The sequence below is a fragment of the Nonomuraea sp. NPDC054003 genome (assembly GCF_055585125.1).
Genome location: NZ_JBVJKR010000004.1, coordinates 109,149 through 131,252 on the forward strand (window position 1 = coordinate 109,149; position 22,104 = coordinate 131,252).

Annotated in this window: 18 protein-coding genes; 9 read left to right on the plus strand and 9 right to left on the minus strand. The window is 71.8% G+C overall.

The features are described from left to right. Window positions 1–38: 38 nt before the first annotated feature. Entirely contained in the window at window positions 39–1,397 is a 1,359-nt protein-coding gene (locus ACZ6YG_RS11105; protein WP_466017870.1) for a TrkH family potassium uptake protein, read from the minus strand. 259 nt (window positions 1,398–1,656) lie between these two features. Between ACZ6YG_RS11105 and ACZ6YG_RS11110 the strand changes: the two genes are divergently transcribed. After that, window positions 1,657–1,923: a GlsB/YeaQ/YmgE family stress response membrane protein gene (locus ACZ6YG_RS11110; RefSeq protein WP_148032218.1), complete on the plus strand. Its 267-nt coding sequence runs from the start codon at window positions 1,657–1,659 to the stop codon at window positions 1,921–1,923. A 140-nt stretch (window positions 1,924–2,063) separates the two neighbouring features. On the opposite strand, the gene ACZ6YG_RS11115 is transcribed toward ACZ6YG_RS11110, so the two are convergent. Next, window positions 2,064–2,675, minus strand: coding sequence for a TetR/AcrR family transcriptional regulator (locus ACZ6YG_RS11115; RefSeq protein WP_364227896.1), 612 nt, complete (start codon window positions 2,673–2,675; stop codon window positions 2,064–2,066). Window positions 2,676–2,776: 101 nt separating this feature from the next. Between ACZ6YG_RS11115 and ACZ6YG_RS11120 the strand changes: the two genes are divergently transcribed. Then, the gene (locus ACZ6YG_RS11120; RefSeq protein ID WP_466017871.1) at window positions 2,777–4,291 is read left to right on the plus strand and encodes an FAD-dependent monooxygenase; all 1,515 of its coding nucleotides are present in this window, start codon (window positions 2,777–2,779) and stop codon (window positions 4,289–4,291) included. Between the two features lie 108 nt (window positions 4,292–4,399). On the opposite strand, the gene ACZ6YG_RS11125 is transcribed toward ACZ6YG_RS11120, so the two are convergent. Beyond that, window positions 4,400–4,858, minus strand: coding sequence for a GbsR/MarR family transcriptional regulator (locus ACZ6YG_RS11125; RefSeq protein WP_219548801.1), 459 nt, complete (start codon window positions 4,856–4,858; stop codon window positions 4,400–4,402). Window positions 4,859–5,025: 167 nt separating this feature from the next. On the opposite strand from ACZ6YG_RS11125, the gene ACZ6YG_RS11130 reads away from it, so the two are divergent. From ACZ6YG_RS11130 to ACZ6YG_RS11140, 3 genes are read left to right on the plus strand one after another with little or no spacing between them, the layout of a single operon-like run. Next, complete coding sequence (locus ACZ6YG_RS11130) at window positions 5,026–6,639, plus strand: CocE/NonD family hydrolase (RefSeq protein ID WP_466017872.1); 1,614 nt, start codon at window positions 5,026–5,028, stop codon at window positions 6,637–6,639. Continuing rightward, the gene (locus tag ACZ6YG_RS11135; RefSeq protein ID WP_466017873.1) at window positions 6,636–7,640 is read left to right on the plus strand and encodes a Rossmann-fold NAD(P)-binding domain-containing protein; all 1,005 of its coding nucleotides are present in this window, start codon (window positions 6,636–6,638) and stop codon (window positions 7,638–7,640) included. Before ACZ6YG_RS11130 ends, ACZ6YG_RS11135 begins: the two co-directional genes overlap by 4 nt. A 15-nt stretch (window positions 7,641–7,655) precedes the next feature. Beyond that, complete coding sequence (locus ACZ6YG_RS11140) at window positions 7,656–8,810, plus strand: FAD-dependent monooxygenase (RefSeq protein WP_219548798.1); 1,155 nt, start codon at window positions 7,656–7,658, stop codon at window positions 8,808–8,810. Between the two features lie 68 nt (window positions 8,811–8,878). On the opposite strand, the gene ACZ6YG_RS11145 is transcribed toward ACZ6YG_RS11140, so the two are convergent. From ACZ6YG_RS11145 to ACZ6YG_RS11160, 4 genes are all read right to left on the minus strand, one after another. Then, window positions 8,879–9,262: an STAS domain-containing protein gene (locus tag ACZ6YG_RS11145; protein WP_148032211.1), complete on the minus strand. Its 384-nt coding sequence runs from the start codon at window positions 9,260–9,262 to the stop codon at window positions 8,879–8,881. A gap of 335 nt (window positions 9,263–9,597) precedes the next feature. Then, complete coding sequence (locus tag ACZ6YG_RS11150) at window positions 9,598–10,383, minus strand: alpha/beta fold hydrolase (protein WP_466017874.1); 786 nt, start codon at window positions 10,381–10,383, stop codon at window positions 9,598–9,600. 630 nt (window positions 10,384–11,013) lie between these two features. Beyond that, the gene (locus tag ACZ6YG_RS11155) at window positions 11,014–12,045 is read right to left on the minus strand and encodes a TerC/Alx family metal homeostasis membrane protein (RefSeq protein ID WP_466017875.1); all 1,032 of its coding nucleotides are present in this window, start codon (window positions 12,043–12,045) and stop codon (window positions 11,014–11,016) included. A 601-nt stretch (window positions 12,046–12,646) separates the two neighbouring features. After that, window positions 12,647–13,804 carry a cytochrome P450 gene (locus ACZ6YG_RS11160; RefSeq protein WP_466017876.1) on the minus strand — a complete coding sequence of 386 codons (1,158 nt, stop codon included), beginning with the start codon at window positions 13,802–13,804 and terminating at the stop codon, window positions 12,647–12,649. Window positions 13,805–14,134: 330 nt separating this feature from the next. Here ACZ6YG_RS11160 and ACZ6YG_RS11165 point away from each other — a divergent pair, with 330 nt between their 5' ends. The 4 genes from ACZ6YG_RS11165 (at window position 14,135) to ACZ6YG_RS11180 (ending at window position 19,782) form a co-directional block, all read left to right on the plus strand. Continuing rightward, entirely contained in the window at window positions 14,135–15,472 is a 1,338-nt protein-coding gene (locus ACZ6YG_RS11165) for a WD40 repeat domain-containing protein (protein ID WP_466017877.1), read from the plus strand. Between the two features lie 247 nt (window positions 15,473–15,719). Further along, a complete protein-coding gene (locus tag ACZ6YG_RS11170; protein WP_466017878.1) occupies window positions 15,720–17,051 on the plus strand; it encodes a purine-cytosine permease family protein in 1,332 nt (443 codons plus the stop codon). Window positions 17,052–17,080: 29 nt separating this feature from the next. Further along, window positions 17,081–18,673 carry a hydantoinase/oxoprolinase N-terminal domain-containing protein gene (locus ACZ6YG_RS11175; RefSeq protein ID WP_466017879.1) on the plus strand — a complete coding sequence of 531 codons (1,593 nt, stop codon included), beginning with the start codon at window positions 17,081–17,083 and terminating at the stop codon, window positions 18,671–18,673. Then, window positions 18,658–19,782: a DUF917 domain-containing protein gene (locus ACZ6YG_RS11180; RefSeq protein ID WP_148032204.1), complete on the plus strand. Its 1,125-nt coding sequence runs from the start codon at window positions 18,658–18,660 to the stop codon at window positions 19,780–19,782. The genes ACZ6YG_RS11175 and ACZ6YG_RS11180 overlap by 16 nt, the downstream gene beginning before the upstream one ends. Here the strand turns inward: ACZ6YG_RS11180 and ACZ6YG_RS11185 are convergent. Next, entirely contained in the window at window positions 19,779–21,170 is a 1,392-nt protein-coding gene (locus tag ACZ6YG_RS11185; protein WP_466017880.1) for a PepSY-associated TM helix domain-containing protein, read from the minus strand. The two genes, ACZ6YG_RS11180 and ACZ6YG_RS11185, sit on opposite strands and share 4 nt — an antisense overlap. Before the next feature lie 138 nt (window positions 21,171–21,308). Further along, window positions 21,309–21,869 carry a hypothetical protein gene (locus ACZ6YG_RS11190; RefSeq protein ID WP_466017881.1) on the minus strand — a complete coding sequence of 187 codons (561 nt, stop codon included), beginning with the start codon at window positions 21,867–21,869 and terminating at the stop codon, window positions 21,309–21,311. Window positions 21,870–22,104 lie beyond the last annotated feature (235 nt).

The window sequence follows — 22,104 nt, forward strand, 5'->3', positions numbered from 1 at the left end:
CAAGATCGTATTGTTCTGAAGTCGGCGGGCCGATCTGGTCAGCCGATGATCATCTTTTCCTCCGGCAGTTCGTAGCGGCGTGTGCGTTCCTTCAGCGCCAGCGCGGAGCCGAGCGTCACCGGGCCGATGCGGCCGACGAACATGAGCAGGGTCAGCAGCAGGTGCCCGGCGGGTGTGACGGCAGCGGTGATGCCGGTGGACAGCCCGACCGTGCCGAACGCGGAGACGACCTCGAACAGCACCTGATCCAGGGTGTGCGGGGTGAGCACGAGCAGCACGTAGGTGGACACGGCGACCAGGCCCGCGCTCATCGCGGCGATGGTGATCGCCTGGCGTTGCGTGGCCGACGTCAGCTGCCGGTGGCCGATGGTGACCCGCGGTTCGCCGCGCATCTCGGCCCAGACGACGAACGCCAGCACGCCGAAGGTGGTGACCTTGATGCCGCCGGCCGTGCCGGCGGTGCCTCCGCCGATGAACATCAGCACGTCGGTGACCAGCAAGCTGGAGGGGGTCATGGAAGCGATGTCGAGGCTGTTGAAGCCGGCGGTACGAGGCATCACGGCGGTGAAGAAGCCGGCCAGCACCTTGTCGTCATCGCTCAACGCCCCCAGAGTCCTGGGGTTGCTCCACTCGGCGGCCAGGAAGACCAGGGTGCCGATCAGGAGCAGGATGACGGTCATGCCGACGGTGATGCGGGTCAGAAGCGACCACCGGCCGGGGTGCCGCCACGAGCGGCGCAGCTCGAACAGCACCGGGAAGCCGAGCCCGCCCACGACGACCGCGGCGGCGATGGTCAGACAGATCCACGGATCGGCGGCGAACCGGATCAGACTGTCCGGCCACAGCGCGAATCCGGCGTTGTTGAAGGCCGACACGGCGTGGAAGACGCCCAGGTAGAGCGCCCGGCCGAACGGCTCGCCGTACCCGAGAAGAAACCGCAGTGTGAGGATGACGGCGACGACTGCCTCACTGAACAGGCTGAACAGCACCACGTTACGCACGATGCGCCGCAGATCGCCGGCGGTGAGTGACTTGGTCTCGGCCTGGGCGAACAGCCGGGCGCGCAGCCCCAGCCGCCCGGAGATCAACAGGGTGAACACGGTGGCCAGGGTCATGATGCCCAGACCGCCCACCTGGATCAGCAGGGCGATCACCGCCTCGCCGAACGCCGACCAATGTCCGCCCGTGTCGACGATCACCAGGCCGGTCACGCACACCGCCGAGGTCGCGGTGAACAGCGCAGTGATCCAGTCGGTGGGTTCCGCCGAGGCGCTGGCCAGGGGAGAGGACAACAGTACGGTGCCGACGAGCACCGCGGCCGCGAAACCAGTCGTGATCACCTGTGCCGGGTGCTGGAACCGGCCCCGCAGAGCCGCGACCGGTCCGCCGCGTCTCACGACGTTTCCCGGCGCAGGTAGCGGACCGTCCCGGATTTCCTCTCCCGTTTCGTGGTCTTCACGTTCACCGCTCCAGACTTCACCTTGAGAACAGCGGAATCACGTCGAACGCTGGGGAAGGCTCGGCCCGCGTTCGTCGTGTCGCTGTGTACCTGGCCTCTATGGCGGCGATCGGGTTCGGTTCCGGACGCCAGGGGCATACCGACCAACGGAATCCCCACATCGCCGCTCCCCGACAAGCGGTGCAGGAAGGACCTTCATGATCGGCTTCATTGTCGCAGGGCTCATCATCGGCGCTCTCGCGCGGCTCATCAAGCCGGGCAAGCAGAACCTCGGCCTGCTGGCGACCCTGCTGCTGGGCCTGGTGGGCTCGTTGATCGGCGGCACCGTGGCCAGCCTGCTCGGCACCGGCGACATCTTCGAGCTCAATGTGCTCGGTTTCGTCGTGGCTGTGATCGCCGCGGTGGCCTTGGTAGGCACCGCGGAGGCCATCGTCGGCTCAAGGCGCCGGCGAGAGGTGCGATGATCGCAGCAGGCTCTCCGCCGCGTTCGGCGATCGCGCATGCGTTGCCTCGTCAACCGCCGTCGTGCGCGGAGCTTCTTCGACCGGCCTGTACGAGCGCGGTCATGATGCCGTAGTGCCGGCCCGCTCGACCCGTGGCCGGCTCAGCCGCGGCAGGCGGTCAGCGCGGCCAGGATGACCTCCACCAGCCGCGCCAGGACACCGGGATCCAGCGGCTCCGAGGGCTGCCACGGCGTCCGGGGACGCAGGTAGGCCAGGCCGATCAGGCAGTCGGTGGCCAGGTCGAGGTCGAGGTCGGCGGGCAGTTCGCCGCGGTCGACGGCGCGCTGCAGCAGCTCTGTGGCGGCGGCGCGGCGGGGCAGCTCGGCCGTGGTGTGCATGGCCGCCGCCAGTCGCGGGTTGCGGGTCGCCTCGGCGGTCAGGTCGGTGAGGATCCGCATGGCGCGGGTGTCGGCGCGCAGCGCCGAGGTGTGGCGGACGAAGCCGGCGACGTCCTCGTACAGGGTGCCCGTGTCGGGAAGGGGCACGGCCTGGTCGGCGAGTTCGGTGAGAAGGTCCAGCACCAGGGGCTCCTTGGAAGACCAGCGCCGGTAGATGGCCGCCTTGCCGACGCCGGCCCGGCGGGCGACGGCGTCCATGGACATGCGGGCGTATCCGTGGTCGGTCAGCTCGGCCAGGGCGGCCTCGATGATCGCGCCGGTGACCTCTTGGCGCAGGACGGCCGCGCCGGCGGGCCTGCGGCTGGAGTCGGACATGCGCGACATTCTCCCATGAGACGGAACGGTTGCGTTCCATTGTAGGCGGGCCGTACCGTGGAAGGGCCGGAACGGAATCGTTCCGTTCTAAGGGAGATGTCATGAACGAATCCACGGATGTCCTGGTCGTCGGCGCCGGGCCGGCCGGGCTGGCGCTGGCCTGCGGCCTGCTGCTGCACGGCGTGCGGGTGCGCGTGGTGGACCAGGCGGCGGGGCCGGCGACCACGTCGCGGGCCAACCTCCTGCACGCCAGAGGCGTCGAGGTGCTCGACCGGCTGGGCGCGCTCGGTGACCTGCCCGAACGCTCGGCCCAGGGGTTGGTGCTCACCACCTACATCGGGGGCCGGCCGGTGATGCGGATCCGCTTCGGCGACCCGATCCTCGGCACTCCCCGGCCCGCGCTGGTGCTGCCCCAGACCGAGATCGAGGCCGCGCTCCGCCGCCGGTTCGCCGAGCTGGGCGGCGGCGTGGAATGGGGGACCGGACTGGTCGACGCACGCCAGGACGGGGACGGCGTCACGGCCGTGCTCGGCGGCGGGCGGACCGTACGCGCGAGCTGGCTGGCCGGCTGCGACGGCGCGCACAGCACGGTACGCAAGCTGGCCGGCATCGGATTTCCCGGCGCGCCCCTGACCGACCAGTGGCTGCTGGCCGACGGTCACGCCGGCTTCGGCCTCGGCCGCGAGGGCGGGCACGGCTGGGCCCATCCCGACGGGCCGCTGTTCGTCATGCCGATGCCCTCGCCCGACGGCACGGGCGACGACCTGTGGCGGCTGATGGCCTACCTGCCGGGCGCCACCGACGAGAAGCTGGACGAGGCCGAGATCCTGGAGGCGTTCCGGCGCGTCGTGGGCGAGCGCGCGGGGCTCGCGGGTGAACAGCTCGAGGACCTCGTCTGGGCCTCGATGTTCCGCGTCCACCGGCGGCTGGCGACCGGCTACCGGCAAGGGCGCGTCCTGCTCGCCGGTGACGCGGCCCACATCCACAGCCCGATGGGCGGCCAGGGCATGGTCACCGGGATGGGCGACGCCGAGAACCTCGCCTGGAAGCTCGCGCTGGTCGTCCACGGCCGCGCCGGCCATCGGCTGCTGGACACCTACCAGGCCGAGCGCCGCCCGCTCGCCGCCGAGGTGCTCCGCTCCACCAGCGCGACCGCCCGGTTGCAGATCGGCGACAGCCCGCTGCTGCGTCTGCTGATCAGGTGGGTGCTGGTGCCCCTGTTCAACCGGCCGGCGGTGCAGCGCCGGGGAACCATGGCCGCCTCCCAGCTCGGGGTGACCTACCGTCGCGGCCCGCTGGCCGGTCGCGGATCGCGGCTGGGACGCCGGCCGCGGCCGGGTGACCGGGTCGCCGATCTCGCGTGCGCCGGCACGCGGCTGCACGCCGAGCTGGGCGGGCGCTGGGCCCTGCTGGCCACCGGCCCGGGCGCGCGGCTCTGCGAACCACAGGTGAGCGACTCGCTGGGTGACCGCGTCGTAACGCTCACGCCGGACGGCTGGCGCGATGACGAGGTGTGGCTGGTGCGCCCGGACGCCCATCTGGCCTGGCGCGGCCGTCCCGGCTCGGACGGCCTCGGACGCTGGCTGCGGCGCGCGTCGATACACCCCGAGCCATAGGTCGTCGCCGTGGTGCCGCCGAAGACATCGCGCGGTTTCGCGGATCGTGGCGAGGCGTTCCTGGCGGCAGGCCGAGGCTGGGCGCTCGCGCCGGCCGGCGGGCTTGGGTCAGGCGCTCTGCTGGTGCCAGCGGTGCAGCAGGGCGGGGAGCTCGCCGAGCAGGAACGCGTAGAAGTCGCGCATCTGGGTCAGGCGCTGATGGGCGGGGTTGCCGCTTTCTGTGGCGGCGATCCCGGCGGCCGCGGCCTGGAGCATGGCCTGAATGACGGTGTTCTGGCTGGTGAACAGGGTCGCCCAGGCGTCGTCGCGGAGCCGGTAGTGCTCGCGGCGGCTGCCCGGCGCGGGCAGGCGTTCGATCAGGCCGACCGTCAGCAGGGATTTGATCGCGCCGGAGACCGAGCCCGCGCTGGCCTCCAGCCGGTCGGCGATCTCGCCGGCGGTGACGCTTTCCTGGTCGGTGAACAGGAAGACCGCGAGGGTGCGCGCGGACATGCGTTGCATCCCGCCTTCGATCAGGGTCAGGGCCAGCCGTTCGGCCGCCTGCCACTGCTCATGCCTGTCGTTCACGTGTGCCTCCTTGCGGAAGCAGGATATCGAATACACCATGTCTTCAGAAATTTCTGAAAAGTCGGTATAGTATTGGCATCGGCCTCCGCAGGAGGTTCGATGGTGTGCCGGGAAGCCTGGTCGGCGATGTGACATCCAGTTCCACGTCGATAGGGAGTTGACCGGCTATGACCCTGCTCAGTCGTGTGTACGGCGTGCGGCCCGCCCTGCGTCACCGGGTGCGGGTGCGGCGGAACGTGGAGATCCCGGCCGCCGACGGTGTGCGGCTGCTCGCCACGCACTACTATCCGGCCGGTCAGCGCCAGGCTCCCTTGGTGCTGCTGCGCGGCCCGTACGGCCGCGGCAACGTCCTGGACCGGCTTCCTGCGCTGCTGGCCGAGCGCGGTTACCAGGTGCTGTTCCAGAGCCTGCGCGGCACGGCCGGATCCGGCGGCCGCTTCGACGGCTTCGTCATCGACCCGGCCGACGGCGACGGCACGCTGAGCTGGCTGCGCGCCCAGCCGTGGTTCGGCGGCGAACTGGCCACCTGGGGTGCCAGCTACCTCGGCTTCACGCAGTGGGAACTGGCCGCCCGCGACATCCCGGAGTGGAAGATCGCGCTCATCCAGGACGCGCCGTCGTCGTTGGCCGAAGGCTTCATGTACCCCGGCGGGGCCTTCGCGACCGGGAACGCGCTGGGCTGGGTGCAGCTGGTGGAGCGGATGTTCACCGGCGGCTACCGCATCGCCCGCCAGATGGCCGGCATGGTGGGCGCCGCCCGGCGGCTGTCGAAGGCCACGCTCGCCCTCCCGTTGCAGGAGGCCGACCAGGCCCTGACCGGGCATCCCGTGCCATGGTTCCGGGACTGGGTCCGGCACGAGGCGAGCCAGGAGTACTGGGCGAGCACCGACCACCGCGCCAACACCCCGCGCATGCCGCCGGTGGTGCACTTGCAGGGCGGCTGGCACGACTGCTTCCTGCCGGGGATGCTGGCGGACTACGCCGCCCTGGTGGCCGCCGGGCGCCAGGTGCGGCTCCTGGTCGGCCCATGGGGGCACGGCCGCGGGCTCTACACGCGCCAAGGGCTGGCCGACGCGCTGGCCTCGCTGGACGCCGTGCTGCTCGGACGGCAGGCGCCCACCGGTGTACGCCTGTTCGTCACCGGGGCGGACCACTGGCGCGACCTGGCCGCGTGGCCGCCCGCGCACGAGCCGACCCCCTGGTTCCTGCATCCAGCCGGCGGGCTCAGCCGTACCCCGCACGAGGGTCAGGCCGCACCCAGCCGCTACCGCTACGACCCCGCCGACCCGACCCCGACCGTCGGCGGCACGCAGGCGGGCATGTCGGTCGGGACGCAGGACAACCGCGCCGTCGAGGCCAGAGCCGACGTGCTGACCTTCACGACCGCGCCCCTGCCCGGCCACGTCGAGGCCGTCGGCCCGGTCCGCGTGCGGTTGCACGCGCGCTCGGCCAACCCGAACGTCGACTACTTCGCCCGCCTGTGTGACGTGGACGAGCGCGGCCGGTCGATGAACGTGTGCGACGGGATCGTGCGCCTGCGCGAGCCGGGCGACATCCGTACGGTCGAGGTCACCCTGTGGCCGATGGCCCACCGGTTCCAGCGCGGCCATCGCATCCGGCTGCAGGTCTCCAGCGGCGCACACCCGCGCTTCGGCCGGAACCCCGGCACCGGCGAGCCGCTCGCGACCGGGACGGGCCTGCGCGCGTCCGAGCACGAGATCTTCCACGACCACCTGCGCCCATCAGCCCTTTTCCTGCCCCTCACCCCAGGAGCGTCATGAAACTGCTTGTTCTCGGCGGCACCCACCACGTGGGCCGCGCCGTCGTGGAGACGGCACTGGAGCGCGGTGACGATGTGAGCACGCTCAACCGCGGTCTCAGCCGTGACCCCGCGCCCGGCGTGCGGGCGCTGCTCGCCGACCGCACCGATCCCGAGGCTGTCCGGCGGGCGCTGGGCGGCCAGGAGTGGGACGCGGTCATCGACACCTGGGCCTGGGCGCCCAGAGTGGTGCGCGACACCGCCCGCCTGCTGTCCGGCAGGGCAGGGCACTACGGCTACGTCTCCAGTCGCGGCGTGCACCGCTGGCCCTGGCCCGCGGGCGCCGACGAGCGGGCGCCCCTGGTCGACGGCGACCCCGCCGGCACCGACGATGCCGACTACGCCGCGGCCAAGCGCGGCGGCGAGCTCGCCGTCCTCGAATCCTTCCCCGAGACGGCGCTGCTGGCCAGAGCCGGGATGATCCTCGGCCCGTACGAGGACGTCGGCCGCATCCCGTGGTGGCTGCGCCGTCTGGAGAAGGGCGGCAAGGTCCTCGCGCCCGCCCCCGCCCGGACGCCCCTGCAGTACATCGACGTCCGGGACCTGGCCATCTGGCTGCTCCAGTCCGCCGAACGCGGCCTGAGCGGCGCCTTCACCGCGACCGGCCCGCCAGGCGCGATCACCCTCGGCGACCTGCTCACCACGGCCCTGGACGTCACCGGGTTCGACACCGAGCTCGTGTGGGCGGAGCCGGACCTGCTCCTGCGGCACGGCCTGCCGCTCGGCATGGAGTTCGGGCTACGGCTGCCCGACGGGAGCGTGCCGAGCGGCATGCACGACGCCGACGTCAGCGCTGCCCTGGCCGAAGGCCTCACCACCCGCCCGCTGCGTGAGACCCTCGCCGACACCTGGGCCTGGCTGCGGGCCGAAGGCGATCCGGCACCCCGCGCGGACGCCCCTTCCCCCGACACCTGGCTGGACGCCACCGCCGAACAGCGGCTACTCGACCATCTCGCCTCCTGAGGAAGCACACCTTTCATGCGCGCCATCATCATCGGAGCCGGCATCGCCGGCCTGGCCACCGCCCTGCGCCTGCACCAGATCGGCTGGGACACCCTCATCGTCGAACGCGCCCCCGCCCGCCGCGGCGGAGGCTACGCCGTCACCTTCGGCGGCATCGGCTACGACGCCGCCGAACGCATGGGCATCCTGCCCGGCCTGCTCGGCAAGGGCTTCATCACCGACGAACTCGTCTACCACAAGCCGAACGGCGACCGCCGCTTCTCCCTCGACCGTGCCACCATCGCCGCCACCACCGGCCGCCGCTCGATCACCATCCTGCGCGGCGACCTCGAAGCCGTCCTGTACGAGAAGGTCGAGGGCGGTGAGGGTGGCGCCGAAATCCGCTTCGGCGCCACCCTCACCGCCGTCGACCAGGACGAGCACACCGTACGCGTGACCTTGACCGACGGCACCGAGGAGGAAGGCGATCTGCTGATCGGCGCCGACGGCCTGCACTCGGCCACCCGCGCCCTGCTGTTCGGCCCGGAAGAGGACTTCCTGCTCGACCTGGAGCACAAGGTCGCCGTCTACATGCTCGACAAGCGCCCTGCCTCCATCGCCACCGGCGCCACCGGCACCCTGTCCTCCGGCGGCCGCACCGCCGCGGTCATCAGCATCCCCGACGGCCGCAACGTCGCCTTCTTCGGCTACCGCGCCGACCACGCCCGCCCCGGCGAGGACGTGACCACCGAACTGCGGCGCGTCTACGGCGACCTCGGCTGGGTCATCCCCGAAGCCCTGGCCGGACTTCAGCGGGCCGAGTCGGTCTACTTCGACACCATCAGCCAGGTCGTCGCGCCGTCCTGGAGCAAGGGCCGGGTGGTCCTGCTCGGCGACGCCGCCTGGTGCGTCACCCTGTTCGCCGGATACGGCTCCTCCCTGGCCGTCGGCGGCGCCGACCGCCTCGGCACCGAACTGGCGGCCCACCCCGGCGACGTCCCCGCCGCGCTGGCCGCGTGGGAGGCCGCCATCCGGCCCGAAGCCGAGCGCAAGCAGAAGCTCGGCCGCCGCGTCAAAGGCGTCTACGCCCCCACCAGCCCGCTCCTGCTGTGGCTGAGCCTGCTGCCCCTGCGGCTGGCCTCCCTGCCCTTGGTCCGCCGCTACATGATCCGCCGCTTCATCGAAGGCTGACCAGCGGTCCATCTGGCCAACGAAAGATCACACCGCTTGCGGCCGGCGTTCGTGTGGGACCGCTCGTCTCAAGGCCGGGGCCAAGCCGGCGGAGGCGGTGAACTGACGGCCGGTATCGCCGCGTCCATGGTGTCGAAGATCGGCAGGTGAGCTTCCAGACCGGTGATGCGCAGCCATCGTGTGACCGGTGCGCCGGGATGCAGGAAGGCCATGGCCACACCTGCTCGCTGCAGGCGTTGGTGGGCTGTGATCAGGCTGGCAAGCCCGGAGGAGTCGAGGAAGGCCAGAGCCGACAGATCGATCAGCACCGGCATCTTCGCGTCGGTTGCCAGGTGCGTGTCCAGCCACGATCGCCATCTGGTCATGTTGTCCCAGCTCAAGTCTCCGGCGAGCCTGACGACGAGCACGCCGTGCTCTTCGGAGACGCCCACGATGAGCGCGCTGTCGTTCATGCCGGATCCTCGCGTCGGCCGCCCGGCGGACGCGAAACGTCCTGTGAGGGCCCGGCGGAACACCGGACGACACCGCGGCTTCCTGATGGCGATACGGGCGGGTGGAGCCTGCTCGGATGGGCCGCCGCCGGCGGCAGAGCATCCACAGGGATCCCGGGGAAGGGGATGAACCAATCCCGTGCGCGCATATCGAGGACCTCTGATTTCGGTCGGCGACAACAATTGCCGACCAGGCTTCCCGGCGCACCAATTGTGAGCGTAGCAAACGGTTACAGTCGGCAGAAGTGACGCCGTTATCGGACCAGTGGTGTCATCAAGCTCCACCCGCGAGCGGCTCAGGTGCGCTTTCGCAGGGTGTCGAGGAGCGCGGGCAGGAGGGTCGCGTCCTCGTGCGGGCCGAGATGACCCACGCCCGGCACATTCACCACGTTGGTATCCAGCAGGGCGAGCGCAGGCCCGTGAAGGCGGGCGGGCGGATAGAAACAATCCTCCTGTCCAGTGGCCACCACCATCGGGGTGCCCCGCCAGCGGCTCACGAGGGGCGCGGGGAGCGGCGACGGAGCCAAGCTGGTGCGACTGTGCCGGGCGACCAGGGTCATCCACTCCGCCAGCCGGTGATCCGAGCCGTCCGTCTCGTGCGCTCGGCCGCTCATGTGACGCAGCAGCGCCTGACTGCGCTCGACGGTCGGTACGGTCAGCCAGGGCAGCGTGACCCTGATCAGCGCGGGAGTCAGGCGGGCCCGGCTCAGACCGGCCGCGGACACCAGTAGCAGGCCGCTGATGCGCGGCCCCGGGTGCGCCGCCAGGGCTACCGCCGCTCCCAGCGAGTGACCCACGACCACGACGGGTCCGATGTCCAACTGGTCGACTATCTCTCCGACCCAGCGGCCGTAGCCGGCCAGGCGACCCCGCCCGGGCCGACGTGCCGTGCTCAGGCCCGGCTGGCCCGGCAGGTCCACCATGATCACCTGGTGGCCGGGGAGCAGAGCCTCGGCCACCTCCAGCGAGGTCGCGGCACAGAAGTTGGTGCCGGGCAGCAACACCACGCCGCGGCCCTGGCCGGCGCTGACGACCGCCGTGGTGCCCAAACTGGTCTCCAGGGTGTGGAGCCGGTGTCGCACCTTCCAAGAGCGCAGCCGGTCACGGCACCAGTCGCGCACTTCCCGCTCGCCCGCGGGTGAGGTGTAAATGGTGGGGGAGGCCACAGGGGGAGCCCTTCCTCGCAGGTGGGTCGATCATCTGCCGACCAGGCTTCCCGGCTCACCAACCCCGAGCCTCCGTGAGCGAGGCCAAGGCACGATGTCACCCTGGCAAAGATCCACGCCACCCGCAACAAGCATGCTGTGAGTTACGAGATTGATCCGAACAAGTGGACCATGAGGGGAACAGCCAGGGCTGGTGGAGCGGTTCCGGGTGCGCGGCGAGCGGCGCGACCGCTACCGGCTCGCCGAGGACGTCTTCGCCCGCGCGTTCCGCGCCCAGATGGCCGAGTTCGCGAGCTTCCACGCACTGGCGGAGCCGGAGCTCGAAGCGGTGGGCGGCGACCCGGAACGGCGCCGGCGGCTGGAACCCATGCGCGACATGGCCGCAGGCCGCCGGGCACCGGCCGCAGCATCGTCGACGTCGAGGCCATCACCGACGCAGGCCTGCGACGCCGGCCGTTCGACCACGACCTCCGCCACGGCCAATCCAGGCGACCGGTTGCGAGGTCGGCGCGAACCCGAGAACAAGCGTCACCAGCGCCACGCGAATCATCCGTCCGACGGAGGGACGGTGACACGTTGGACATCACGGTGGGCAGCGCGGCGGTTGGCGTGCAGGCTCGTGATCGTGACGGTCGTCAGTGCCACGACGATGACGCCGAGTGAGACCAGGGTGGGGATGTCCGGGACTGCGGGCCAGACGCTGTGCGCCCAGTTCAGGACGAGTTTGACGCCGATGAACCCCAGGATGACGCTGAGCCCGTGATTGAGGTGCCGCAGCTTCTCCAGCACGCCCAGCAGCACGAAGTACAGCGCCCGCAGGCCCAGCAGGGCGAAGGCGTTGGTGACGAAGACGAGGAACGGGTCTTCGGTGACGCCGTACACCGCGGGCACCGAGTCGACCGCGAAGACGATGTCGGTAGCGAAGACGGCCACGATGGCAAGCGCCAGCGGCGTCAGGGCCAACCGGCCGCCCTGGCGGACCATCAGGCGCGAGCCGCGGTACTCAGCGGTGACCGGCATGAAGTGCCGCAGCACATGGATGGTGCGCATGGAGGAGATGTCGACCTGCTGCTGAGTGCCGCGCAGCGCGTCTCTGAGGATCTTCCCTGCGGTGATGATCAGGATCACGCCGAACAGCAGGAACGCCCAGGTGCCGCTGGCCAGCGCGGCCGCGCCCAGGGCGATGAAGATCGCGCGCAGCGCCAATGCCCCGATGATCCCGTACAGCAGGACCCGCTGGGCCAGCTCACCAGGCACCGCGAAGGCCGACAGCAGCAGCATGAACACGAAGAGGTTGTCCACCGACAACGACTTCTCCACCAGGTAACCGGTGTAGAACCCCACCGAGGCCTGCAGCCCGAACACGCGCCACACGTAGACGCCGAACAGCAGGGGCAGCGTCAGGTAGAAGACCGACCAGCCGACCGCCTCACGCATCCGTACCTCGTGCGGGCGCCGGGTCAGCACGAAATCCGCGCCCAGCAGCAGCGCAAGGCCGCCAACGGTGGTCGCCCACAGCTGCGGCGAGCCGATCGATTCCAGAGGGGCAGCCGTCATCAGCCCTATGGGGACGGGCATGGAACCTCCTCGGACCGGCCGGGCCTTTCGAGGTCTCCTTCGCCCACGACCGTGCGGGCGGCCGCCCGGGGACGAAGTCACGCCCGTACTGACCGGGCCGGCTCTTGGGAAGTACTCCCCTCGCCCTTCCAGGCTAGGCACACCGGTCCGGTCTGTTCCACTTCGGCGGCTCCCGCGGTGATCGTCAAGCGTTTGACCGGCGCCGCAAGCTGGGCCGATAGTGGAAGAAAGGGGAGTACCCGCCGTCGGACATCCCGGTCTGCACGCCTGGACAGGCCCGGCGGGATGGCCCTCCGGCCGCAGCCTGGCCGACGCGGCTGCCGGGGCGGAGGGTGCGGGAAGACCTTCGTCCTCGTGGCGACACCTCCAGGCGAGGCCCAAGAGGAGTCCTCATGTCGATCACCGTGCTGCTGGAGATCCTGGCGGGCGTCCTGCTGATCTTCTCTGCGCTCGTGGCTGCCGCTGCGCTCTGGGTTCCACCGCCGCGGTCCCGCGCCGCCGTTCGCCGCCGTGCCGCCTCGCACGCCGCCTGTCGAGGACCGCCCGGAGCGGCCGGGGGGCTACGTCTCTCAGGCTGCGGATCACTGCGCACCCCACCGCTTCACCAGGTGACGTGGAGAGCCTTCGGGCCGGCGTCGACCCCGTGGCGGACCCACTCGACGCTCTCTGCCGGGCCCGCCAGGCACAACCCGGGCAGTTGCCGGGCCAGCGCTCCGATCACGGCCGCGACCTCGAGGCGGGCCAGCGGCGCGCCGAGGCAGTAGTGCGCGCCGTGCCCGAACACCAGTGACGGGCTCGATCTCCGTTCCGGTACGAAGGCGTCGGGATCGGCGAAGTGCCGGGGATCGCGGTGTGCGGCCTCGAGGCGTACCAACACCAGGTCACCGGCTCGGATCCGGGTCCCGGCCAGCTCGACGTCGGTCTGGGCGAAGCGGGGGAAGGGCTCGCCTGTCTGTCCGGACTGCAGGCGCAGCACCTCCTCGACGGTCGCGCCCAGCCGCTCGGAGGCCGTGGCCAGGCGTCCCTCGCGCAGCAGCCTGAGCACGGCCGCGGAGATGGCGTTGCGGGCCGACAGGTATCCGGCGGAGACGATGGTGGCGGTCATGGCGACGAGCTCGCTGTCGCTGAGCCTGCCGTCCTCGGCGTCCCGTACGGTGATCAGGGAGCTGAGCAGGTCATCGCCGAGGTCCTCGCGCCGCGCCTCGACCAGGGTCGCGGCGTACGCCGACAGGCTCTCCCACGCCTGCGCGCCCTGGGCCATCTCCTCCTCGCCGCCGAAGACGAAGTCGACGCCGCCGGCGGCACCGGCGACGGCCTGGAAGTGCTCGCGGTCGGCGATCTCCACCCCGAGCAGCTCGCTGATCGCCGCGATGGACACGGGCCCGGCCACGTCCGCGACGAGTTCGGCGGGCGGCCCGCCCCGGGCGATCGCGGCCACGTGGTCGTCCCCGAGCCGCTCGATCCGATGGCGCAGCGCCTCGATCCCGCGCGGCCCGAACGCCTTCGACACCAGCCGCCTCAGCCGCCCGTGCGCCTCGCCGTCCTGGAAGAGCGTGTCGTTCCCGGGATGCGCGGTCCCGGGAGGGGTGAGCCCGAACCTCCGGTCCGCCAGGACGGCGGCGACGGCGTCGTAGGAGGTGACGAGCCAGGCGGGGCCGCCGCTGGGGGTCTTCACCTGGGCGATGGGGGTGCTCTCGCGCATGGCCGCGTACTCGGGAGGGGGTGTGAAGGGGTCAGGGCGGTCGTACGGGAGGGTCATCGCCTTCGGCGCCTTTCTTCGACGGGCAGCGGGTGTTCGCTCGCCTGGTGCCAGTCAAGATGTTGACGTCGCGTCAAGGTCAAGCCGATGGGATTCCGGGCTCTCCCGACGAACCCGCCACAGGCGCCGCTGATCTGGTCCGCCATTCACCGTCTCAAGTGGATGGCAGGCTGCTGACGCCGATGCCAAGCAACGGTTTCGGGACGCCTTTCGGGGGTCCCGCTCCTGCCGATTCAGGAGCACTCTGGAGACATGTCGAATGCGGCAGATTCCGGTCGCGATCCACGGCCGCGGGGCAGGCGGTGGGTGAAGATCACCGCGATCACGGCAATGACGGCGTTGCTGGCCGTAGGGTTGATCGGGTTCTTCGCCGACCCGCTGCACCTGCCGGCGGGGGTCCTGGGCGTGCTGGATCAGCGGGCGAGCGTGATCAGTATGTTCGTCGGTGCGGCCGGGCTGGTGGTCTCGGTGGTGGCGCTACTGCGACCGCGCGCCGGCCATGCCCCATCCGCCGTCACCGCCGACCGGCCTGCTGCCGAGCCCGGGACGCCACCCGGCCTGTCGGGCCCGGGGGAGGCCATCGGCATCGCCGCCCATGGTGCTGACGCACGGAACGTGCAGATGAGGGCGAAGGCATCAGGTCAGGGTGGGGTATATCAAGCGGTCGGCAATCAGATCATCAACCACCACTATCCGCCCGGACTGGAGCCGGGGCAGAACGTCGAGGGAGACATCTCGCCGCTCTCGTGGGCGCCGGTCGGTGGCCCCCTCACCGGACACACCGATCTCGTTCTGGGGGTGGCGTTCCGCCCCCACGGTGACCTGATGGCCACAACCGGCTGGGACCGTACGGTACGGCTCTGGGATCCCGCCGCCCGCCGGCTCGTGGGCGACCTCTCCGCCGACGAACCCATGAGCGGCTACAACGAGGTGGCCTTCCACCCCGGCGGCCACCTGCTCGCCACCGCGGGTAAGGACGGTGTGGTGCGGTGGTGGGACCTGGCCGCCCGCCGACAGACCGGGCGATCTCAGCCCGACCACAAAGGTCCGGTGACCGCGATGGCGTTCCACCCCGGCGGTCACCTGCTGGCCAGCGGCGATACCCGAGGTGTGGTCCGGCTCTGGGACCCGGCCACAGGAGGACAGGTCGGCGAGCCGCTCCACGGCCACAGCGGGACCGTGAAGGGGGTGGCGTTCCATCCCTCCTCCTCGTTGCTCGCCACCGCCGGCACCGAGGAGGAGGGGAACATCCTGCTGTGGGACACGACAACCGGCCGCCAGGTCGGCGAACCGCTCACTGGTCACCCTGGCGGTGTGTACACGATGGCGTTCCACCCACGCGGCGACTTCCTGGCCACCGGCGGTGAGGACTGCGCGGTGCGGCTGTGGGACCCGTCCACCGGACAACAGCGCAGGGATCCGCTCATGGGCCACACCTATGCCGTGCTCGGGGTAGCGGTCCATCCGGACGGCGATCTCCTGGCCTCCGGCAGCTACGACGGCACGGTCCGGCTGTGGGACCCCACCACCGGCCGCCAGGTCGGCGAGCCTCTCACCGGCCACGCGTTCCCCGTGTGCGCGGTGGCGTTCCACCCCGACGGTGATCTCTTGGCTGCCGTCGCCCACCGCACGATCCGGCTGTACAGCCCCGCGCCGTCCCACGACTGAACAACCGGGAGCACCGGTGGGGGCGTCACCGACACGCGGCTCGGCCGTCACGGAACCGGGGGGCGATCCCGGCGTCGAGCAGCATGAGCACCCCCGGCGTGTCACCGTGCTGGGCGCGGGTGTACAGCTTCCGCCGCGGCAGCCGAGCGGCCCGTAGAAAGCTGCACATACCGCGCCTCTTCTCGTGTGCGCCTCTTTTATCTAACGTCGCGTTGTCGGTGTAGATCACTGCTGCGAAGGACACACGATGGCGCAACCCCCCGCATCCGTCGGCTTACCCGCCGACACCGGCCTGGCCCGTGACGACTACGCACTCGAACGCGTCCCCGCCTCCGCCCGCTACGGCTGGACCACCATCGCCGTGCAACGGTTCGGTCTGCTGTCGGCGCTGTCGCAGTTCCTGCTCGGCGCCGCCCTCGGCATGGGCATGACCTTCTGGCAGGCCGTCCTGGCCGTCACCCTCGGCGCCGTCATCCTCGAGGTCGTCGCGATCGCGCTGGGCATCGCCGGCATGCGCGAAGGCCTGTCGACCAGCCTGCTGGCCCGCTGGGCCGGGTTCGGCCGCTACGGCTCCGGCCTGGTCGGCCTGGTGATCGCGGTCAGCCTGCTCGGCTGGTTCGGCGTGCAGACCGCCGTGCTCGCCCAGGGCGTCTCCTCCCTGCTCGGCGGCTCGCCGGCGTGGATCTGGGCGATCGCCGGCGGCCTGGCGATCACCGCGATCGTCGTGCACGGCTTCGCCGGGATGGCCTGGACCGCGTGGATCACCGTCCCGGCCTTCCTGGCGCTGGCGGGCTGGGCCATCGGCGTGGAGCTCGCCGAACGGCCGCTCGGCGAGCTGATCGCCTCCCAGCCCGCGGGGCCGGCGATGAGCCTCGCCCAGGGCGCCACCCTGGTCGCCGGCGGGTTCATCGTCGGCGCCGTCATCTCGCCCGACATGTGCCGCTTCAACCGCAACGCCGCCGACGTCGTCAAGCAGACCGTCCTGGGCATCTCGCTCGGCGAGTACGTGCTCGCCCTGGTCGGCGTCCTGCTCGCGCACGCGCTGCGCACCGGCGACGTGGTCACCATCGTCACCACCACCTCCGGCACCGTCGGCGTGCTCGTGCTGATCACCGCCACCGCCAAGGTCAACGACTGGAACCTGTACGCCGCCAGCCTGGGCGTCACCAACACCCTGCACACCGCGTTCGGGGTGAAGGCCGGGCGCGCCGCCGTCACCGTGGTGCTGGGGATCGTCGGCACCGCGCTGGCCGCCCTCGGCATGGCCGACCACCTGGTGGACTTCCTGGTCCTGCTGGGGGTGGCCATCCCGCCCATCGCCGGGATCATGGTCGCCGAGTACTTCGTGGTGCGCAGCTGGCGCGCCGACCTCGACAGCTCGCGCGAGCGCGGAGAGCTGCCCGCCCACGCGCCCGGGTGGATCCCGGCCGCGCTGGTCGCCTGGGTGGCCGCCGCGCTGATCGGCCACTTCGTCACCGCGGGCATCCCGGCGCTCAACGCCCTGCTGGCGGCCTTCGTCCTGTACGCGGTCGCCGGCCGGCTCGGCCTGACCGGCGCGGCCCGGCCGTCGACGTCATGACCCGGATCCCCGGGAAGGAGCACGCGGCTGTGCGCATAGGGATCGACGTGGGCGGCACCCACACCGACGCCGTCCTCCTGGACCAGGACATGACCGTCGTGGCCGGCATCAAGACGGCCACCACGGCCGACGTCACCGGCGGCGTCGTCACGGCGCTGTCCACGCTGCTGGAAGGCAGCCGTCTCGATCGCGGCCGGATCTCCGCCGTCATGATCGGCACCACCCACTTCACCAACGCCCTCGTCACCCGCCGCCGGCTGGCCCGCACCGGTGTGGTCCGGCTCGCGCTGCCCGCCACCGCCGCGCTGCCGCCCACCTCCGCCTGGCCGGCCGAGCTGGTCGACGCCGTCCGCCCGGTGGTGCGTCTGTGCCACGGCGGCCACGAGTTCGACGGCCGGCCCATCTCCCCGCTCGACCCCGACGAGCTCAAGCGGGTCGCCGCCGACCTGGCCGCCCACGACATCACCACCGTGGCGATCAGCTCCGTCTTCTCCCCGGTCACCGCCGAGGCCGAGCTGGCCGCCGCCGACATCCTGCGCGCCGAGCTGCCCCACCTGCGTGTCAGCCTCTCCCACCAGATCGGCCGCATCCGCATGCTGGAACGGGAGAACGCCACCGTCGTCAACGCCTGCCTGCTCGACCTGGCCGACGAGATCGTCGACGCGTTCGCCGCCGCGCTGGCCGCCGTCGGCGTGCGCGCCCCGCTGTTCCTGTCGCAGAACGACGGCACGCTCATGGACGCCGAGTACACCCGCCGCTACCCGGTCAGGACGTTCGCCAGCGGCCCCACCAACAGCATGCGCGGCGCCGCGTTCCTGGCCGGGCTGGCCGACGCCGCGGTGGTCGACATCGGCGGCACCACCACCGACGTCGGCGTGCTGACCGGCGGCTACCCCCGCCAGGCCGGCACCGACGTCGACATCGCCGGGGTGCGCACCAACTTCCGCATGCCGGACGTGGTCTCCGTCGGCCTGGGCGGCGGCAGCCGCGTCACCCGGCGGCCGGAGCTGCGGATCGGCCCCGACTCGGTCGGCTACGAGCTGACCGAGCAGGCGCTGGTCTTCGGCGGCCGTACCCTGACCGCCACGGATCTCGCCGTCGCCGCCGGGCTGGCCGAGGTCGGCGATCGCTCGCTGGTGCGCGGCCTGGACCGTGACCTCGTCCGGCGCGGCGCCGCCTGGATGGCGGACCGGGTGGCCGGACTGGTGGATCAGATGCGGCTGAGCGCCGAGCCGCTGCCGGTCGTCATCGTCGGCGGCGGCGCCGTCCTCATGCCCGCCGAGCTTCCAGGCGTGCCCGAGGTGCGCATCCCCGGCCACCACGGCGTCGCCAACGCCATCGGCGCCGCCATCGGGCAGATCGGCGGCGAGGTCGACCGGCTGTTCCTCATCGGCTCCCAGCTCACCCGCGACGACGTGCTGGACCAGGCCCGCGCCGAGGCGACCGACCTGGCCGTCTCGGCCGGGGCGGTGCCCTCCAGCGTCGAGATCGTCCACGTCGACGAGATCCACGTGAACTACCTGCCGGGCAACGCCGTCCGTGTCATCGTGCGCGCCGTCGGCGACCTGGACCTCGGCCGCGCCCGTACTCCCGAGGAGGATCCGCAGTGGGCTACGACCTGACCCCGCAAGGGCTGCACGACCTGGCCGAAGGCGCCGCGGTGCTGGGCACAGGAGGCGGCGGCGACCCGTACATCGGCCGGCTCCTGGTGGAGCGGGAGATGGCCGCCGGTCGCCGGGTGCGCGTCATCGGCGCCGACGAACTGCCCGACGACGCGCTGGTGCTGCCGTCGTCGATGATGGGGGCGCCGACCGTGTTCGTGGAGAAGCTGCCCTCCGGCGGCGGCAACGTGGCCGCCTTCCGCGCTCTGGAAGAGCACCTCGGCCGCCGGGCGCACGCCGTCATGCCGACCGAGTGCGGCGGGCTCAACAGCATGATCCCGCTGATGCTCGGCGCCCAGCTCGGCCTGCCCGTGGTCGACGCCGACGGCATGGGCCGCGCCTTCCCCGAACTGCAGATGCAGACCTTCGGCGTGCTGGGCGTGTCCGGCTCGCCCATGGCCATCGCCTCCGACCACGGCGATGTCTGCGTCATCACCGCCGGCGACAACAAGCGCATGGAACAGCTGGCCAGGGCGCTGACCATCCAGATGGGCGGCGCCTCCTACATCAGCGACTACCCCATGGACACCGCCGAGGTCCGCCGCACCTCCGTGCACGGCACGCTGTCGCTGTGCCGCGACATCGGCCGCACGCTGCGCGAGGCCCGCGCCGCGCACGCCGACCCCTTCGACGCGCTCACCGCCATGCTCGCCGGCACCATCTACAGCCTGGGCGTCGTGCTGTTCCGCGGCAAGGTCGTCGACGTCGAGCGCCGCACCGTCGACGGCTTCGCCCGCGGCAGGGCCCGCCTGCAGGCCGCGGACGATCCCGGCGACGTCCTGGAGATCACCTTCCAGAACGAGCACCTCGTCGCCCGCCGGGACGGTCGCGTCCTCGCCATCGTCCCCGACTTGATCTGCACCCTGGCCACCGAGACCGGCGCGCCCGTTCCCACCGAGTCGCTCGCCTACGGCCAGCGGCTGACCGTGTTCGCCATCTCCACGCCGCCGATCATGCGTACGCCTGACGCGCTGGCCTGTTTCGGCCCGGCAGGCTTCGGCCTGACCGACCCGTACGTCCCGCTGGAGAACCTCCTGCCCGGAAGCCTCGCGAAGACCCCAGCACCCTAGGCGCCTTCCTGCTGGGTCGCGCGGGCACGCAGGCCCAGCAGGACATCGACGGCCAGGAAGGCGAGCAGGGACAGGCCCATCAGGGGCAGGAACCAGCCCACAGCCACGACGAGGAGGATCAGCGGTACGAGGACCGCCCAGCCCAGCCGGTGCCAGCCGCCGCGCGGGTACGGCTCGCCGAAACCGCGCGTGGGACGACGCTGCCACCACATCCGGTACCCGAGCACGATGAGCGTGATCGCCCCGGCGGCGAGCAGCATCAGCACGATCTGGTTGGCCAGGCCGAACAGCAGGCCCATGTGCCCGTCGATGCCCCACTGCGTGAGCTTGGCGGCGAGGTTGTAGTCGCTGAAGCGCAACACGGCGGTGACCTGACCGGAGCCGGCGTCGACGGCGACCTGGTCGAGGCGCTGCGGAACCGTCTTGTCGATCTCCTTGATCACGTAGGGTGCGCCCGGCTCGGCGGGCCACACGATCTCGAGCGGGCCCGACAGGCCTTCACCCGCCCCGGCCCGGGCGACCTGATCGACGCTCACGGCCGTGCCGCCGTGCCGGTGGACCCCCTCACCGGCATGGGCGGCGTGGTCGCCGGAGGACGTGGTGACCGCCGGCGTGGTCCAGCCGAGTGCGGTGCGCACCTCGCCGACGTTCTCCCCGGCGTACGTGGACCAGGTCAGGCCGGTCGCCGACAGGAAGAGCAGGCCCAGCACCGCCCACAGGCCGACGGAGCCGTGCCAGGACAGGCGCCGGCGCGCTCCCGGCAACGACCGGTCGGGCGCGAGCAGGCCGCGCAGGCGGCGGGTGCCGCGGCGCCTGGTGACCCAGAGCGTCAGGCCGCCCAGGGCGACGACCCACAACCAGCTGGCCGCCAGCTCGCTGTAGAGCCGCCCCGGCTCGCCCAGGTGCAGGTGACGGTGGAGGTTGGAGATCCAGGCGCGGACCGGGAGCGCGCCCGAGCCGCCGTAGCTGTCCAGGGTGCCGCGCACCTGACCCGTGTACGGATCGACGAAGACGGCCAGCTGAGTGCTTTCCGGCAGGCCGGGCACGTCCATCAGGACGCGGGTGCTCGCGTCCGCCCCGTCCGGGGTGCGCACCGCGGTGACCTTCCCGTCAGGTCGCGCGGCCTGCGCGGCGGCGACCTGCTGGCTCAGCGGCAGACGCTGCTCGCCGACGGGAACGGTCAGCTCGTGGCGGTGCGCGACCTGCTCGATCTGGAAGGAGGCGGCGTACAGCAGGCCGGTGGAGGCGGCGACGAGCAGGAAGGGAGCGATGAGGATCCCGGCGTAGAAGTGCAGGCGAAGGATCAGCGGCTTGAGCGCGGTCCAGGCCGACGCCCGGCGGGGGGACGGGTCGGGGCCGGCGGTGGGGCGGGTGTCAGTAGAGGTCACGAGAGTCTCCGTTACGGGCGCGCGCCACGACAGGTGCGTGCCGCCGCGAGATGAGGTGTTCGTCCGCGCGTCGGCGCGGCAGGGAGACGGGGGTGGCGGCAGCGGCCGGCCACGACCGTGAAGCGGGCTACGGCCCGATCAGAGAGCGGCGCCCGGCAGGGGAGGCCCGCGGCGGCGCAGGCTGGAGGCGAGCAGGAGCCGCAGCCGGGCATGCTCGTGATGCGCCAGAGGGCGGCGCGGCAGGCGTGCGGTGACCGGCGAGACGGCGAGCAGCAGGCCGGCCCAGAGCACGCTCAGCGACGTGACGGCCAGGTGCGCGATCATGGCCAGGGCGGTCTCGCCGCGTTCCAGCCACCACGACGACAGCAGAGCCACCGCCACATGGACCAGGACCATGCCCACCCCGGTGCCGCCGTGGGCGTGGGCGAGGGGGACGGCGGACGCCTCGGCGCCGGCGCTGAACAGGTGGTGCACGCAGTACTGGGCGGCGAAGCACGCGGCGAGCAGCGCGCCCCGGCCGTGCTGGCGGGCACCGATGGCGTAGGCTCCGCCCCAGGTCAGCCCCACCGCCGCGGCCAGGAACCCGGGCCGTACGGCCGCGCCCCCGGCCAGCACGTGCACGACGGCCGACACCAGCACGCAGACCACGGCGAACACCGTGGCACGCGACGCACGCAGGAAGGGCCGGCCGACATGCACCCGCACATCGTTCCCTGGGGGCACACCGCCGACACCCCGGAACCCGTCCGGCGTGGTGCTCGGCGAGGATGTCGCAGGCCGCGGGATCGCCTGCCGTGAACCTTTCACCCGCGGCGAGAGGACTCCGTGCCGAGACGCGCGTCCTCAGTCTTGGGGCGGGGCGCGGCGCAGGAGGTACGTGTCCATGATCCAGCCCTTGCGGGCCCGGGCCTCGGCGCGGAGCTCGCGGATGCGG

What these genes read in the sequence shown, in the direction of transcription:
- ACZ6YG_RS11110 (WP_148032218.1), top strand. Translation starts at nt 1,657, where the DNA reads ATGATCGGCTTCATTGTCGCAGGGCTCATCATCGGCGCTCTCGCGCGG.
- ACZ6YG_RS11115 (WP_364227896.1), bottom strand. Translation starts at nt 2,675, where the DNA reads ATGTCCGACTCCAGCCGCAGGCCCGCCGGCGCGGCCGTCCTGCGCCAA.
- ACZ6YG_RS11120 (WP_466017871.1), top strand. Translation starts at nt 2,777, where the DNA reads ATGAACGAATCCACGGATGTCCTGGTCGTCGGCGCCGGGCCGGCCGGG.
- ACZ6YG_RS11130 (WP_466017872.1), top strand. Translation starts at nt 5,026, where the DNA reads ATGACCCTGCTCAGTCGTGTGTACGGCGTGCGGCCCGCCCTGCGTCAC.
- ACZ6YG_RS11135 (WP_466017873.1), top strand. Translation starts at nt 6,636, where the DNA reads ATGAAACTGCTTGTTCTCGGCGGCACCCACCACGTGGGCCGCGCCGTC.
- ACZ6YG_RS11140 (WP_219548798.1), top strand. Translation starts at nt 7,656, where the DNA reads ATGCGCGCCATCATCATCGGAGCCGGCATCGCCGGCCTGGCCACCGCC.
- ACZ6YG_RS11145 (WP_148032211.1), bottom strand. Translation starts at nt 9,262, where the DNA reads ATGAACGACAGCGCGCTCATCGTGGGCGTCTCCGAAGAGCACGGCGTG.
- ACZ6YG_RS11155 (WP_466017875.1), bottom strand. Translation starts at nt 12,045, where the DNA reads ATGCCCGTCCCCATAGGGCTGATGACGGCTGCCCCTCTGGAATCGATC.
- ACZ6YG_RS11160 (WP_466017876.1), bottom strand. Translation starts at nt 13,804, where the DNA reads ATGACCCTCCCGTACGACCGCCCTGACCCCTTCACACCCCCTCCCGAG.
- ACZ6YG_RS11165 (WP_466017877.1), top strand. Translation starts at nt 14,135, where the DNA reads ATGACGGCGTTGCTGGCCGTAGGGTTGATCGGGTTCTTCGCCGACCCG.
- ACZ6YG_RS11170 (WP_466017878.1), top strand. Translation starts at nt 15,720, where the DNA reads ATGGCGCAACCCCCCGCATCCGTCGGCTTACCCGCCGACACCGGCCTG.